The organism is Acidovorax sp. ST3, from assembly GCF_003231145.1.
In the GTDB taxonomy this organism is placed as follows: Bacteria; Pseudomonadota; Gammaproteobacteria; order Burkholderiales; family Burkholderiaceae_C; genus Acidovorax.
In genome coordinates this window covers 522,821-537,992 of sequence record NZ_QKVP01000002.1, presented here as the reverse complement: position 1 = coordinate 537,992, position 15,172 = coordinate 522,821, and the positions used below count along the sequence as shown (strand labels likewise).

General features: G+C 66.4%; 10 protein-coding genes. 8 read left to right on the top strand and 2 right to left on the bottom strand.

Going from position 1 to position 15,172, the window contains the following annotated elements:
* The first annotated feature begins 128 nt into the window (after positions 1 to 128).
* Positions 129 to 2,255, top strand: a complete 2,127-nt coding sequence (locus DNK89_RS07325) for a diguanylate cyclase domain-containing protein (RefSeq protein ID WP_110959532.1) — start codon at positions 129 to 131, stop codon at positions 2,253 to 2,255.
* Between the two features lie 853 nt (positions 2,256 to 3,108).
* Here DNK89_RS07325 and xdhB read toward each other — a convergent pair.
* A complete protein-coding gene (xdhB, locus tag DNK89_RS07320; protein ID WP_110959531.1) occupies positions 3,109 to 5,457 on the bottom strand; it encodes a xanthine dehydrogenase molybdopterin binding subunit in 2,349 nt (782 codons plus the stop codon).
* Complete coding sequence (xdhA, locus tag DNK89_RS07315) at positions 5,454 to 6,965, bottom strand: xanthine dehydrogenase small subunit (protein WP_110959530.1); 1,512 nt, start codon at positions 6,963 to 6,965, stop codon at positions 5,454 to 5,456. Before xdhA ends, xdhB begins: the two co-directional genes overlap by 4 nt.
* 104 nt (positions 6,966 to 7,069) lie before the next feature.
* Here xdhA and DNK89_RS07310 point away from each other — a divergent pair, with 104 nt between their 5' ends.
* From DNK89_RS07310 to DNK89_RS07280, 7 genes are all read left to right on the top strand, one after another.
* Entirely contained in the window at positions 7,070 to 8,002 is a 933-nt protein-coding gene (locus tag DNK89_RS07310; protein WP_082522392.1) for a LysR family transcriptional regulator, read from the top strand.
* A 79-nt stretch (positions 8,003 to 8,081) separates the two neighbouring features.
* On the top strand, positions 8,082 to 9,668 hold the full coding sequence (locus DNK89_RS07305; RefSeq protein ID WP_110959529.1) for an ABC transporter ATP-binding protein: 1,587 nt from the start codon (positions 8,082 to 8,084) through the stop codon (positions 9,666 to 9,668).
* Positions 9,661 to 10,734 (top strand): ABC transporter permease, encoded by a 1,074-nt coding sequence (locus DNK89_RS07300; RefSeq protein WP_110959528.1) that lies wholly within the window; start codon positions 9,661 to 9,663, stop codon positions 10,732 to 10,734. Before DNK89_RS07305 ends, DNK89_RS07300 begins: the two co-directional genes overlap by 8 nt.
* Positions 10,734 to 11,654, top strand: coding sequence for an ABC transporter permease (locus tag DNK89_RS07295; RefSeq protein WP_060987493.1), 921 nt, complete (start codon positions 10,734 to 10,736; stop codon positions 11,652 to 11,654). The genes DNK89_RS07300 and DNK89_RS07295 overlap by 1 nt, the downstream gene beginning before the upstream one ends.
* A 109-nt stretch (positions 11,655 to 11,763) precedes the next feature.
* The gene (locus DNK89_RS07290) at positions 11,764 to 12,930 is read left to right on the top strand and encodes a BMP family ABC transporter substrate-binding protein (RefSeq protein WP_015012885.1); all 1,167 of its coding nucleotides are present in this window, start codon (positions 11,764 to 11,766) and stop codon (positions 12,928 to 12,930) included.
* A 129-nt stretch (positions 12,931 to 13,059) separates the two neighbouring features.
* Positions 13,060 to 14,043 (top strand): aromatic ring-hydroxylating dioxygenase subunit alpha, encoded by a 984-nt coding sequence (locus DNK89_RS07285; protein WP_110959527.1) that lies wholly within the window; start codon positions 13,060 to 13,062, stop codon positions 14,041 to 14,043.
* Positions 14,043 to 15,095: an adenosine deaminase gene (locus DNK89_RS07280; protein WP_110959526.1), complete on the top strand. Its 1,053-nt coding sequence runs from the start codon at positions 14,043 to 14,045 to the stop codon at positions 15,093 to 15,095. Before DNK89_RS07285 ends, DNK89_RS07280 begins: the two co-directional genes overlap by 1 nt.
* Positions 15,096 to 15,172: the final 77 nt, after the last annotated feature.

Sequence of the window (15,172 nt, the reverse complement as noted above, 5' to 3'; positions counted from 1 at the left end):
TTTACCCAAGGGTTCCACCCAAGCCCGGGGGCACAGGCCCTGCGTATATTTGTTGGGACATGTCTGCTGCGACCCGTCCCCATGCCGAACTTTGAGCGTGCCCATCAGCCCGCAGGGGGAAAGCGTCCATGACGCCGCCGCCCGGCCCCCAGGCTGCCCCGGACCCTGCGCCGGGCTGGCTGGTGCCCGGCGCCCTGGTGCTGCGGCTGATGCTGGTGGCTGCGCTGGCGGTGGCGCTGTCGGGGGCGGTGGCCGCCTGGCTGGTCACACGGGCCTCCGGACAAGAGGCCATGCGCCGGGTGGTGAGCCAGCAGACCGACGAGGTCGAGGTGGTGGCCCGGTTGCTGGCCAGCAAGATCGAACAAAGCCAGAAGGTGCTGCGCACCGTGGCTGCTGGCATCACGCCGGCCGTGCTGGAGTCGCCCTCGTCGCTGGAATGGCTGCTGCAGCAGGGCCTGCCTGCGGTGCAGTTTTTCGACACCATGCAGGTCGCGCGCGACAACGGCGAACTGCGCCTCAATTTGCGCGCCGGCCAGATCGAAAAGGCGGCGGACCTGGACCCCGCCGAGCGCGACGCCCTGCGCCGCACCCTGGTCGATGGCAAACCCCTGGTGTCCGAGCTGATCGCCGGGCGCCGGGGCGAGGCGCGCGTCATGTTCACCATGCCGCTGCACCGTGACGACGGCACCGTGATGGGGGTGGTGGCGGGGGCGCTGCGGCTGCAATCCCAAAGCCTGTTGCCACCGTCGATGACGCTGCCCGCGCGCGACGACTCGCAGCTCATCGTCTTCACCCGCGACGGCACCATCCTGTCGCACTCCGACCCCGCCCGCGTGCTGGGCCAGGTGCGTGACGAGGCGGGCCTGGCCCCCGTGTACACCCGCTGGCAGAGCCAGGCCCAGCCGGTGGTCGGGAGGGGCATGACCCATGTGCAGGCCGACCACATCGTGAGCATGGCGGGCATGCCGCTGCCGCAGTGGATCGTGGCGCGCGTGAGCCAGTCGCAGGCGCTGCTGGCACCGCTGCGCGGCGCCCAGCGCGAAGCCTGGTGGCTGGCGGTGGCCAGCATGGTGCTGTGCATGTTGCTGGCAGTGGCGCTGATGGGCTGGATGGCGCAGCCGCTGGCGCAGCTGACCTTCAAGGCGCGCCAGCTGCTCCGGACCAGCGCGCGCCAGCAGCCCGCACAAGCGGTGGACTGGCCCCGCGCGGGCGGTGAGGTGGGTGAGCTGGTGCGGGTGTTCCAGGGCCTGGTGCAGCAGGGCAGCCTGCAGCAGTCGCGCAAGGACACGGTGGTCGGCCAATTCCAGGCCGTGCTGGACAGCGCACCCGTGGGCATCGTCATCACCCGCCACGGCATGCTGGAGGTGGCGAGCCACCAGGCCTGCGTGATGCTGGGCTACACCGCGCAAGAGCTGCAGGGCCGACCCGCGCGCATCCTGTACGCCAGCGACGCGGAATATGCCCAGGTGGGCGACCGCGTGCGGGCCGAAGTGGCGGCGCATGGTGCGTTCGATGGCGACATCTGCTTTATGCGCAAGGACGGCAGCACCGTGTGGGCCCGCGTGCAGGGCCGGGGCGTGCGCCCCGAGGAGGTGCACGGTGGCACCGTGTGGATTCTGGAAGACATCACCGCCGCGCGCGAGGCCCAGGTGCAGCAGTCCTGGGGCCGCGCGCACGATGCGCTGACGCAGCTCTACAACCGCGCCGCGTTCGACGAGCGCCTGGGCCAGCTGATGGCCGAGCGGTCTGCCCGCCAGCGCGCTGTGGTGCCCGCCACCGACGAGGAGGGTGGCGAGACCCAGGGCGATGGTGTGGTGCTGTTCCTCGACCTGGACCATTTCACCGTGGTCAACGACATTGCGGGCCATGACGCGGGCGACGACGTGCTGCGCCATGTGGCCCGGCTGCTGGAGTCCCATGTGCGCCAGATTGGCTGGGCAGCGCGGCTGGGGGGCGATGAGTTTGCGGTGGTGTTGCCCGGCTGTGCGCTGGCACGCGGCCAGGCCGTGGCGGAGCAGTTGCGTGCGGCGGTGCATGCGTGGGAGCCGTCGTACCAGGGGCGCAGTTTTACGCTGGGGGTGAGTATTGGGCTGGTGGTGCTCGATGCCAGTCTGCAGGATGTGCCGTCGGTTTTGTATGCGGCGGACATGGCTTGTTATGACGCGAAGCGGGCGGGGCGCAACCGGGTGGAGACGCGGCATGCGAGGGATGCGTCGGTCACTTCTTCGGGGCGGATGGCTTTGGGGCCTGTTTGAGGGGTTTTTGGCTGGATGCGCTAGTGGGATATGCGGTGGTTGCTATTGATTTTGTAGTGTTGGTTTTTGTGTGCTGATTGAACCGCATGCCTTGGTTGAGGGCGGAGGCCGGGAGTCGCCCCGGCGGGCGAGGTCCTTTTCTTTGCTTCGCCAAAGAAAAGGACCCAAAAGAAAGGCGACCCCCAGTCTGCGACCCCTTCGCGGTGCGAAGGGGCAAACCTGCGTCGGGGCGTTTGCGTGGTGCGCCGTGGAACTCACTGCGCTGCGTAGCAGCTTCGTTCAGACATCCACGGCGAGTCAGTTCACGAAGCACGCGCGCTTCGACGCGCGTGCTCACCCCGCAACCGCCCCGCCGCAGGCGCAGCCAGCAGGGGGTGGACAGCCGAACATCCAAACAACCGAACAGCCGGACATCCATTCGGGCCATCGCTGCGCTCGGCCCAAGTTGTGCAGCGCGTGGCGCTTGCGCCCGCGAGTTGGGGCCGAGCGCAGCGATGGCCCGTGTGGATGTTCTGTCCCCTTTGCCCCTCTGGATGCGCCGAGGAGCGCAGGGTTTGGCGGATCAGGGCTCGCGATTGTCTGAGCGAAGTGAAACGGAGCGAGTTCGAGCGAGACCCCGCCAAACCCGAGCACCGCAGGTTGCCCCGACGCGCAGCGGCGGGGACGCAGACAGTGGGGTCGCCCTTTCTTTGGTTCCTTTCTTTCGGCGACGCGAAAGAAAGGGACTCGCATGCCGGGCGACTCCCGGCCTCCGCCCTCAACCAAGGCATGCGGCCCAATCAGCCATCCCACCAAACACTGCAAAATCAATAGCTACCAGCGCATATCCCTTCAGCGCCAGCAGCCCAAAACATCACTCTCCCACCCGCCCCAACGCCCTGAGCACATTCTCCGCAGTCGCCGGCGCTGTCAGCACCACTGGCGCCGCCGCATCCACCCCGCTACGCCCCGCCGCCACCGCATTGCGCAGCGCCTCATACACACTGATCGCCAGCATGAACGGCGGCTCTCCCACCGCCTTGCTACCACCCACGTTGTCCTCCCGATTCGCCTCGGGCCACAGGTGGACGTTGAAGTGCTCCGGAATATCGCCCGTGGCCGGGATCTTGTAGGTGCTCGGCGCGTGAGTGGCCAGATAACCCTTGTCGTTCCACACCAGTTGCTCGGTCGTCAGCCAGCCCATGCCCTGCACAAACCCGCCCTCGATCTGACCGATGTCGATGGCCGGGTTGATGCTGTGACCCACGTCGTGCAGGATGTCCACCTTCAGCACGCGGCTCTCGCCGGTGAGGGTGTCGATGGCCACCTCGGTGCAGGCGGCGCCGTAGGCAAAGTAATAGAACGGGCGCCCGGTAAGGGTCGTCTTGTCGTAGTGGATCTTGGGCGTGCGGTAAAAGCCGTCGCTCCACAGCTGGATGCGGTTGGCATAAGCGGCCTGCACCACCTCTTCAAAACTGCGCACCGTCTTGGGCGATATCACCTGGCCGCCCGAAAACCGGATCGCGCCTGCGCCGCAGCCGTCCAGGCCGCACACAAACGAGGCCAGGTTGTCGCGCACGTTGCGCGCAGCGTACTGGGCGGCGCGGCCGTTCAGGTCGGTGCCGCTGCTGGCGGCGGTGGCGCTGGCGTTGGGCACCTTGCTGGTGTCGCTGGCCGTCACCAGCACGCGGTGCAGCGGCACGCCCAGCTCGTCGGCCACGATCTGCGCCACCTTGGTGTGCAGGCCCTGGCCCATTTCGGTGCCGCCGTGGTTCACCTGCACGCTGCCGTCGGTGTACACGTGCACCAGCGCACCCGCCTGGTTGAACAGCGTGGCGGTGAAGCTGATGCCGAACTTGACGGGCGTGATGGCCAGGCCGCGCTTGATGACTGCGCTGCGCGCGTTCCAGTCCGCAATCTCGGCCTGGCGCTGGCGGTAGTGCGAGGTCTGTTCCAGCGTGGGCAGCAGCTCGTGCAGGATGTTGTCTTCCACCGCCATCTGGTAGTGGGTCACATGGCGGCCACTGCTCGCGTCCTTGCCATACAGGTTGGCCAGGCGCACGTCTTGCGCATCGCGGCCCAGCGCGCGGGCGATGTCGCCCAGGATGGCCTCAATCACGATCACGCCCTGCGGGCCGCCAAAGCCGCGGAAGGCGGTGTGGCTCTGGGTGTTGGTCTTGCAGCGGTACGACGCGATCTCGACATCGCTCAGGTAATACGCGTTGTCGGCATGGAACACCGCGCGGTCGGCCACGGGGCCCGACAGGTCGGCGCTGAAGCCGCAGTTGGCCGCCATCTGCAGCTTCAGGCCCGTGATGCGGCCGGTGTCGTCAAACCCTACGTCGTACTCGTACGCAAACGGATGGCGCTTGCCGGTGACCATGAAGTCCTCGTCCCGGTCCAGCCGCAGCTTGATGGGGCGGCCCAGCTTGTTCGCGGCCACGGCGGCCCACACGGCCAGGTGCCCGGCCTGCGTCTCCTTGCCGCCAAAGCCACCGCCCATGCGGCGGCATTCCACCTTGACCGCGTGGTTGTCGATGCCCAGCGCGTGCGCCACCCAGTGCTGCACCTCGCCGGGGTGCTGCGTGCTGGAGTAAATCCACCACTGCTTTTGCTCCAGCGGCATGGCGTAGGCGATCTGGCCCTCTAGGTAGAAGTGCTCCTGGCCGCCGACTTCAAACGCTCCCTGCATGCGGTGCGCCGATTGCGCGAGGCCTGTGGCCGCATCGCCCCGGCGCACAAATACCGGCGGCAGCACATAGCTTTGCGCCTTCAGCGCGTCCTGCACCGTCAGCACGGCGGGCAGGGGGGTGATGTCGAGCTTCACGGCCAGCACCGCGCGGCGTGCCTGCATGACCGAGTCGGCCACCACCAGGCCGATCACCTGGCCGACAAACTGCACGCTGTCCAGCGCAAACACGGGCTCGTCGTGCCCGAACGCAGCCAGGATCTTGTCGCCGGGCACGTCGCTGGCTAGCACCACGCCGCGCACGCCGGGCAGCGCGAGGGCGGCGGTGGCATCTACCCCGTTCAGGGTGCCGTGGGCCACGGTGGAGAGGATGGGCGCTGCGTACAGAGTGCCCTTCACCTCCGGCAGGTCGTCGATGTAGTGCGCGGCGCCCGCCACCTGGGCGCGGGCGCTTTCGTGGATGTGCGACTGGCCCATGGCGGCGCGGGCGGGCGCGGGCAGGGCGGTCTCTGCGATGGTGTGTGGCGCGTTCATACGGCGGCCTCCAGCGTCAAAGTGTCCAGGCTGACCGAGGGCTGGCCCTGGCTTTCGAGCCAGTAGCGCTGCAGCAGGCTGCCCAGCACCTGGCGGCGGTAGGCGCCGCTGGCGCGCATGTCAGAGATGGGGCTGAACTCGGCCTGCAGCACCGCAGCGGCACGCTGCGCGGTGGTCTCGGTCCAGGGCTGGCCGGTCAGCGCGGCTTCGGTCTGCCGCGCACGGGCCGGGGTGGCAGCCACGCCACCCGCGCCAATGCTGGCGCGCTGCACGGTGCCGCCCGCGATGTCGAGGTTGAGCACCAGGCAGACGGCGGAGATGTCGTCGTCAAAGCGCTTCGAAATCTTGTATGCCCGCAGCTGTTCTTGGGCAGAAGGGCGGGGCACCACGATGCGCACCAGCAGCTCGTCGGCGGCCATTACGTTCTGCCGGTAGCCGGTGTACAGGTCTTCCAGCGGCAGCTGGCGCTCGCCCCGGGCCTGGCTGGCCAGCACCACCTGGGCGCGCAGCGCGATCAAGAGGGGCATGGAATCGCCAATGGGCGAGCCGTTGGCCACGTTGCCGCCCAGCGTGCCCGAGTTGCGCACGGGCAGCCCCGCAAACCGCGTGGCAAAACGGTGTAGCTGCGGCCACTGTGCGGTGAGGGCTGCAAACGCGTCGGTCAGCGTGACGGCAGCGCCGATGTGGATGGCGTCGGGGTGCTGTGCCACCTGCCGCAGCTCGGCCGCGCGGGTCACGTCCAGCACCTGGGTGTACTGCTTGTGCTGCTTGGTCACCCACAGCCCCACGTCGGTACAGCCCGCCACCACCTGGGCGCCGGGGTGGGCGGCGCGGGCTGCAAGCAGTTCTGGGAGTGTGGAGGGCGCGATATAGGCCGAATCGGCTGCATGCGCAAGTGCATCATGCCTCAGCAGCTTCAATTTTTGTAGCACTTCGGATTCATTGACCGCCATGCCGGGCAGCGACGCCATCTGCTGGGCGGCATCGAGGATGGGGCGGTAGCCGGTGCAGCGGCACAGGTTGCCCGAGAGTTCTTCTTGCGCCAGTGCGCGGGTGATGGGCTCACCGTGGCAGACATGGTTTTGGTACATGCCGAAGAGGCTCATCACGAAGCCTGGCGTGCAGAAACCGCACTGCGAACCGTGGCACTGGACCATCGCCTCCTGTGCCGGATGGAGCGTGATGGTTTGCTGTGCAGCGGGCGCTGTGTCGTCCACGGGCTGGATCAGCGGATCTTCCGCCAGGTCTTCCACCGTCCACAGTGCCATGCCATCCACCGAATGGGCCAGGCGGATGCAGCTGTTCACGGCGCTGTAGTGCAGCTGGCCATCGCGTTCTTCGCCCAGCACCACGGTGCAGGCGCCGCAGTCGCCTTCGCCGCAGCCTTCCTTGGTGCCGGTGCAGCCCAGGTCTTCGCGCAGCACCTCCAGCAGGGTGCGGTCGGGTGGTACATTGCCCAGCGCCACGGGCTGGCCTCGGCGCAGGAATTGCAAGGGTCTTGTTGTCATGACAAACGCCACTTCGATCTTGGATGGAAAGGTTCAGCAGAGGGTAGAACGCAGTACCGTTACCGGCATATGCGCAAGCTTATGGCACCCATGCCCACACCGCTATGAGAGACCACGCCCTTTTCGACAAGATAGACCTCCATCTCATAAGGGTCTTGCACACCGTGCTCACAGAACGCAGCGTATCGAGGGCCGCCGTCCGCCTGGGCATGCACCAGCCGGCGGTGTCGGCTGCGCTCAAGCGGCTGCGCGACCTGTCGGGCGACCCGCTGCTGGTGCGCTCCGGCGCCAGCATGATGCCCACCGACGCTGCGCTGCGCATGGTGGAGCCCGCCGGGGCCATCCTGCGTGCGGCCGAGGCGCTGTTTTCGGATGCGCGCGGGTTTGACCCGCGCACGGCCACCCGCACCTTTCGCGTGGCGGCCAGCGACTACCTCGACCCCCTGTTTCTGCCCCAGCTCGTGGCCCGCATCAAGGTCGAGGCGCCTTTGTGCCCCATCGAGATCCTGCCCTTGTCGGCCGACGCGCACTACCACGCGCACCTGGCCCAGGGCGATGTGGACGTGGTGATCGGCAACTGGCCCCAGCCGCCCGACGACCTGCACATGGGCCGCCTGTTTGGCGACGAGGTGGTGTGCCTGGTCGGCAAGGACCACCCCGCCGTGCGGCGCGGCTGGGACGTGGAGAGCTGGCTGGCCGCCGAACACATCGCGCCCACGCCCACCCACCCCGGCGCGCGGGGCGTGATCGACGCCCACCTGGACAGCCTGGGCATGCAGCGCCACATCACGGCGCGCTGCGCGCATTTCAGCCTCATCCCCAGCATCGTGGCATCGAGCTTGCTTGTGCTGACCACCGGCCGTCAGTACTGCGAGCGGTATGTGGACCAGCTGCCCCTGGCCATCCTGCCGTGCCCGGTGCCGTTTCCCCGGCTCATGTACTACCAGCTGTGGCATGCCCGCACGCACCACTCGGCCGCCGCGGCCTGGCTGCGAGATTGCGTGAAAACCGTGGCTGCTTCGCTACGAAAAGAATAGCTGCTTGGGCATACTGAACAAGCGCCATGAGGTATTTTCATTCTTATAACAAGTTGTAAAACTGAGAGACAATCCCCGCATGAGTTCTCCCCCCAATCCTTCAGCGCCTGGTGCGGCGCCGCCACGGCTGCAGCTGGTGGGCATCACCAAGCGCTACCCGGCCGTAGTGGCCAACAGCGGCGTGTCGCTCACGGTGCTGCCGGGTGAAATCCACGCCGTGCTGGGCGAAAACGGCGCGGGCAAGTCCACGCTGATGAAAATCATCTACGGCTCGGTTAAGCCCGACGAAGGCAGCGTGTTCTTCAACGGCCAGGCCGTGCAGGTGCGCAACCCGCAAGAAGCGCGGGCCCTCGGCATTGCCATGGTGTTCCAGCATTTCAGCCTGTTCGACACCCTCACGGTGGCCGAGAACGTGTGGCTGGGCCTGGACAAGAGCCTGACGCTGGCCGAAGTGACCGGCCGCATTACCGCCAAGGCCGCCGAATACGGCCTCGACATCGACCCCCTGCGTCCCGTGCACACGCTGAGCGTGGGCGAGATGCAGCGGGTGGAAATCATCCGCGCGCTGCTCACCAACCCCAAGGTGCTGATCCTGGACGAGCCCACTTCGGTGCTCACGCCCCAGGCCGTCGAAAAGCTCTTTGTGGTGCTGCGCAAGCTGGCCAGCGAGGGCTGCAGCATCCTCTACATCAGCCACAAGCTGCACGAGATCCGCGCGCTGTGCACTGCCTGCACCGTACTGCGGGGCGGCAAGGTCACGGGCGTGTGCAATCCGGCGGAGGAGTCCAATGCCTCCCTGTCGCGCCTGATGATTGGCGCCGAACCGCCTGCGCTGGAGCACCGCGCGGTGCAGACCGGCGCCACCGTGCTGCGCGTGCAGGGCCTGTCGCTGCCGCGTGCCGACCAGTTTGGCGTGGACCTGATCGACCTGCAGTTCGAGGTGAAGGCGGGCGAGGTGGTGGGCATTGCCGGTGTGTCGGGCAACGGGCAAAAAGAGCTGCTCTACGCGCTGTCAGGCGAAGACCAGCGCGCCGAGCCGGCCAGCATCCAGGTGACAGGCCAGAACGCGGGCCGCATGGGCCCGGGCCAGCGCCGTGCGCTGGGCCTGCACTTTGTGCCTGAAGAGCGCCTGGGCCGGGGCGCCGTGCCCACCATGGGGCTGGCGCACAACCTGCTGCTCACCCGCACCAATTCGGTCGGCGGCAGTGGCTGGATCAAGGTGGGCGCGCTGCAAAAACATGCCGAGGACATCATCCGGCGCTTCAATGTGAAGGCGGGTGGACCCAACGCAGCGGCCAAGTCGCTGTCGGGTGGCAACCTGCAGAAGTTCATCGTGGGGCGCGAGATTGACGCCAACCCCAAGCTGCTCATCGTTTCGCAGCCCACCTGGGGCGTGGATGTGGGCGCCGCCGCACAGATCCGGGGCTCCATCCTGGCCCTGCGTGACGCAGGCTGCGCCGTGCTGGTGGTCAGTGAGGAGCTGGACGAATTGTTTGAAATCTGCGACCGGCTGCATGTGGTGGCCAAGGGGCACCTGTCGCCCTCGGTGCCGCGCGCCGAGGCCACGGTGGAACGCATCGGTGAATGGATGAGCGGGCTGTGGCATGCCGATGTCCAAGCGCACCTCGCACAACAGGCCAAGGCAGCGGAGGTGCAGCATGCTTAAGCTGGAACCACGCCCCCAGGCTTCCAAGCTCTGGACCTATGGCTCGCCGCTGCTGGCGCTGGCCGTCACGGTGCTGATTGGTGTGGCCTTGTTCATTGCGCTGGGCAAAGACCCGGTGCGCGGGCTGCAGGTGTTCTTCTGGGAGCCCATCAAGACGCAGTACGCCATTGGCGAACTCATGGTCAAGGCCACGCCACTGTTGCTGATTGCGCTGGGGCTGGCCGTGTGTTTCCGCTCCAACGTGTGGAACATCGGCGCCGAAGGCCAGTTTGTCATCGGCGCCGTGGTGGCGGGCGGCGTGGCGCTGCTGGCCGACAAGACCACGGGCCCCTGGATCGTGCCCGCCATCCTGCTCGCCGGGGTGCTGGGCGGCATGGCATGGGCGGGGCTCACAGCGCTGCTGCGCGACAAGTTCAACGCCAACGAAATTCTGGTGAGCCTGATGCTCGTCTATGTGGCCACGCTGGTGCTGGGTTACCTGGTCTATGGCCCGTGGAAGGACCCCATGGGCTACAACTTTCCGCAGACCAAGACGTTCGAGAAGGTCACGCAGATCCCGCGCCTGATGCAGGGCTCGCGCGTGTCCATCGGCCTGCTGCTGGCGCTGGCTGGTGCCGGGGCGCTGTGGGTGTTTTTGTTCCGCACCCGGGCGGGCTTTGCCCAGCAGGTGGGCGGGCTGGCACCGGCAGCGGCGCGTTATGCGGGCTTTTCGTCGCGCCGCGCGCTGTGGACGGCATTGCTGATTTCGGGTGGTGCCGCCGGTTTGGCGGGTGCGCTGGAGGTGGCCGGGCCCATCGGCCAGCTCACGCCCTATGTGCCGGCTGGCTACGGTTTTGCGGCCATCATCGTGGCCTTTGTGGGGCGGCTGCACCCCGTCGGAATGATTCTTTCCGCCATCCTCATGAGCATGTTCTACATCGGCGGTGAACTGGCGCAGTCGCGCCTGGGCCTGCCCAAGTCGCTCACCGGCGTGTTCCAGGGCCTGCTGCTGTTCACGCTGCTGGCCTGTGACACATTGATTGCCTATCGCATCCGCTGGGTGGGCACCAGAAAGGTGGTGGCCTGATGGAATCCTACGCACTCCTCATCGGCGCCACACTCAGTGCGGGCACCGTGCTGGCCATCGCGGCCCTGGGCCTGCTCATCAACGAGAAGGCGGGCATCGTCAACCTGGGCGCCGAGGGCATGATGCTCTGCGCCGCCATCGCCGGGTTTGCCACGGTGGTGCACACCGGCAACACCTGGCTGGGCTTTGCTGCAGGCATGGCGGCCGGTGCCGTGTTGGCCGCCATCTTTGGTGTGCTGGTGATCTGGCTCAACACTAACCAGTACGCCACAGGGCTCGCGCTCAGCCTGTTTGGCGTGGGCTTCTCGGCGTTTGCGGGCATCAGCTATGTGCAGGCCAAGCTGCCCGAGCTGCCCAAGTACGCCATCCCGGTGTTGGGCGATGTGCCGCTGCTAGGCCCCGCGCTGTTCCGCCAGCATCCGCTGGTGTACCTCACCATGCTGCTGGTGGCGGGGTTGATCTGGTTCCTGTACCGCTCGCGCGCCGGGCTGGTGCTGCGCTCGGTGGGCGAGTCGCCCGAGTCGGCGCATGCATTGGGCTACCCGGTGCGGCGCATCCGGCTGGCGGCCGTGGTGGTGGGCGGTGCCCTGTGCGGGCTGGCCGGGGCCTACATCTCCACCGTCTACACCCCCCTGTGGGTCGAGGGCATGGTGGCCGGGCGCGGCTGGATAGCGCTGGCACTCACCACCTTTGCCACCTGGCGCCCGGCACGGGTGTTGCTTGGTGCTTATCTGTTTGGTGGCGTGACCATGCTGCAGTTCCATTTGCAGGCCACGGGCGTGCAGGTGGCCAGCCAGTTGCTGAGCATGCTGCCGTATGTGGCCACCATCGTGGTGCTGGCGTTGATCTCGCGCAATCCGACCTGGATTCGCATCAACATGCCGGCATCGCTGGGCAAACCGTTTTATCCGGGCTCGTGATAGGGATTGCGTACGCGAAAATCTGGTTACCCTGCGGTAGATCGCACCATAATTGATAGTTTCGTCCCCCAACCTTTGCAAGTCTTACTTCTTCGATAAGGAAACCGACATGACTGATCTGCAGAAACGCTCCATGCTAAAGGTGGCAGCGCTCTCCGCTGTGGCCGCTGCCGCCCTCGTGGGTTGTGGCAAGAAGGAAGAACCGGCACCGGCCCCCGCGCCTGCACCGGCCCCTGCCGCAGAAGCACCGGCCCCCAAGCCCGAGCCACTGAAGATCGCGTTTGCCTATGTCGGCCCTGTGGGCGACGGCGGCTGGTCGTTTGCACACGACAACGGTCGCAAGGCCATCGAGAAGGAATTTGGCGACAAGGTCGTGACGAGCTTTGTGGAAAGCGTGCCCGAGTCCGCTGACGCCGAGCGCGTACTGCGCGACCTGGCCGGCCAGGGCAACAAGCTGATCTTCGGCACCACCTTCGGCTACATGGAGTCCATGCTCAAGGTGGCGGAAGACAACAAGGGCGTGAAGTTCGAGCACGCCACCGGCTACAAGACGGCCGAGAACCTGCGCACCTACGACAGCCGCACCTACGAAGGCGCGTACATGGCCGGCATCATCGCTGGCGCTATGACCAAGTCCAACACGCTGGGTGTGGTGGGTTCGGTGCCGATTCCTGAGGTGATCCGCAACATCAACAGCTTCACGCTGGGTGCGCAGTCGGTCAACCCCAAGATCAAGACCAAGGTGGTGTGGGTGAACGAATGGTTCAGCCCACCGAAGGAAACCGAAGCGGCAACCAGCCTGATCAACGGCGGCGCTGACATCCTGTTCCAGAACACTGACTCTCCCGCCGTGCTCAAGACTGCTCAAGAGAAGGGCAAGCGCGCCTTCGGCTGGGACAGCGACATGACTGCCTATGGTCCCAAGGCCCACCTGGCATCGGCTGTCATCAACTGGGGCCCGTACTACGTCAAGGCTACCAAGGACGTGCTGGACGGCACCTGGGCTTCGGGCCAAAGCTGGTGGGGCGTGAAGGAAGGCGCGATCGACATCGTCTCCATCGCTGAAGACGTGCCTGCCGAAACCAAGGCCAAGGTGGAAGAAGTGAAGAAGGGCCTGGCCGACGGCAGCTTCAGCATCTGGAAGGGCCCCATCATGGGTCAGGACGGCAAGCCTGTGCTGGAAAAGGACGCTGTGGCCGACGACAAGTTCCTGGGCGGCATCAACTTCTACGTCAAGGGCGTGGAAGGCAAGATCCCCGGCGGCGACAAGAAGTAATTCGCACCGCGTGCATCAGCAGCTCTTGCGGGCTGCTGTGACAAAGGGCCGCCCTGGGGTGGCCCTTTTGTTTTGCAGAGGCATTGCGCGGCCTGCAGCTTTAAGAACCTGTTCAAAGGAACAAGGACGATGGTGGAATCAACATTGTGGCACCCGGTGGCCCTGTCAGAGGCCGTGGCGGCGCAGGCACCGCTGGCGGTGCAGTTGCTGGAACAACCCGTGGTGTTGTGGCGCGACACCGAAGGCGCCGTGCACGCGCTGGCCGACCAGTGCCCGCACCGGGGCGCCCGCCTGTCGCTGGGCCGCGTCACGCCCCAGGGTCAGTTGGAGTGCCCCTACCATGGCTGGCAGTTTGCGGCCGGCGGGCAGTGCACGCATGTGCCCGCACTGCCCAGCTTTGTGCCTCCGGCCACCCACTGCGCTAGGCACTTTGAGACGCAGGAGGCTTATGGCATGGTGTGGGTGCGCATCGCACCGGGTGAGCAGGGGCTGCCTGTGTTTGCTGCGGAAGGGGACGCCCGCTTGCGCAAGCTCAACTGCGGTCCTTACGATGTGGCGGCCAGCGCGCCGCGCATCATCGAGAATTTTCTGGACATGTCGCATTTCGGCTTTGTGCACGAAGGCTGGCTGGGCAGCCGCGAAGCGACAGCCATCGACGACTACCGCGTGGAGCCCACGCCCACGGGCGTGCTGGCCACGGGCTGCAAGGCCTGGCAACCGCAATCCAACCTGCATTCCACGGCGCCTGCCCAGGTCGAATACACGTACGAAGTCACGGCGCCCTATGCAGCCGTGCTGACCAAGGTGCCCGAGGCGGGCACCACGGCGGTGGAGGGCTGGCGTGAATCCATTGCGCTGTTCATCTGCCCGGTAACGCCCGTGCGCAGCCGGGTGTGGTTCCGGCTGGCGGTGGCGGATTTTGATTCGCCGGACGAGAAGCTGCAGGCCTTCCAGCACACCATCTTCACGCAGGACCAGCCCGTGCTGGAGTCGCAGATGCCACAGTGCCTGCCACTCGACCTGCGCGCGGAGTTGCATACCGCTGCCGACAAGGCATCATCTGCTTACCGCCGCTTTCTGCGCCAGAGTGGCATCACCTTTGGAGTCTGCTGATGTTCAAGATCCCCCCCATCTCCGCCGAGCGCCTGCCCAGCCTGCTGCGTGCCATGCCCAAGGCCGAGCTGCACATCCACATCGAGGGCTCGCTGGAGCCTGAGCTGATCTTTGCGCTGGCGCAGCGCAACGGGCTGACACTGCCCTATGCCAGCGTGGACGCCTTGCGCAGCGCCTATGCGTTCACCAACCTGCAGAGCTTTCTGGACATCTACTACGCGGGCGCCAGCGTGCTGCTGCATGAGCAGGACTTCTACGACATGGCGCGCGCCTACCTGGGCCGCGCGGCGCGCGACAACGTGCTGCACGCCGAACTCTTCTTCGACCCGCAGACCCATACCGCACGCGGCGTGCCCATGGAGACCGTCATCAACGGTCTGCACCGCGCCTGCGAGGACGCCCGCGCCGAACTGGGCATCAGCGCCACGCTGATTTTGTGTTTCCTGCGCCACCTTAGCGAGGAGTCGGCGTTTGAGACGCTGGAGCAGGCCATGCCGCTGCTCGACAAGATCGTGGGCGTGGGGCTCGATTCCAGCGAGCTGGGCCATCCACCCGAGAAGTTTGCCCGCGTCTTTGCCCGCTGCCGCGAACTGGGCCTGCACCTGGTGGCCCATGCGGGCGAAGAGGGCCCTCCCGCCTACATCTGGAGCGCGCTCGATGTGCTCAAGGTCGAGCGCATCGACCACGGCGTGCAGGCCGTGCACGACGCGGCGCTGATGCAGCGCCTGGCGCAAGACCGCATTGCGCTCACGGTGTGCCCGCTGTCCAACCAGAAGCTGTGTGTGTTCCCCAATCTGGCAGACCACAACCTCGGCAAGCTGCTCGATGCCGGGCTGGCTGCCACGGTCAATTCAGACGACCCGGCCTACTTTGGCGGCTACATCAACGAGAACTTCACCCAGGTGTTTGCGGCCACGGGCCTCACGGCCAAGCATGCCTACCAGTTGGCGTTCAACAGCTTTGAAGCCAGCTTTGCAGGCAACGCCGACAAGCGGGTGTGGGAGCACAAGCTCAAGGAGGCGTTTGAGCGGTGTGTGGAGCACGATTACTGAGCTGGGCGCAGCCCGCACGGATGGGCTGTCGCCTGTGCGGCAGGGGGCTGATTTGGGTAAACCCTTAAAATAGTAAG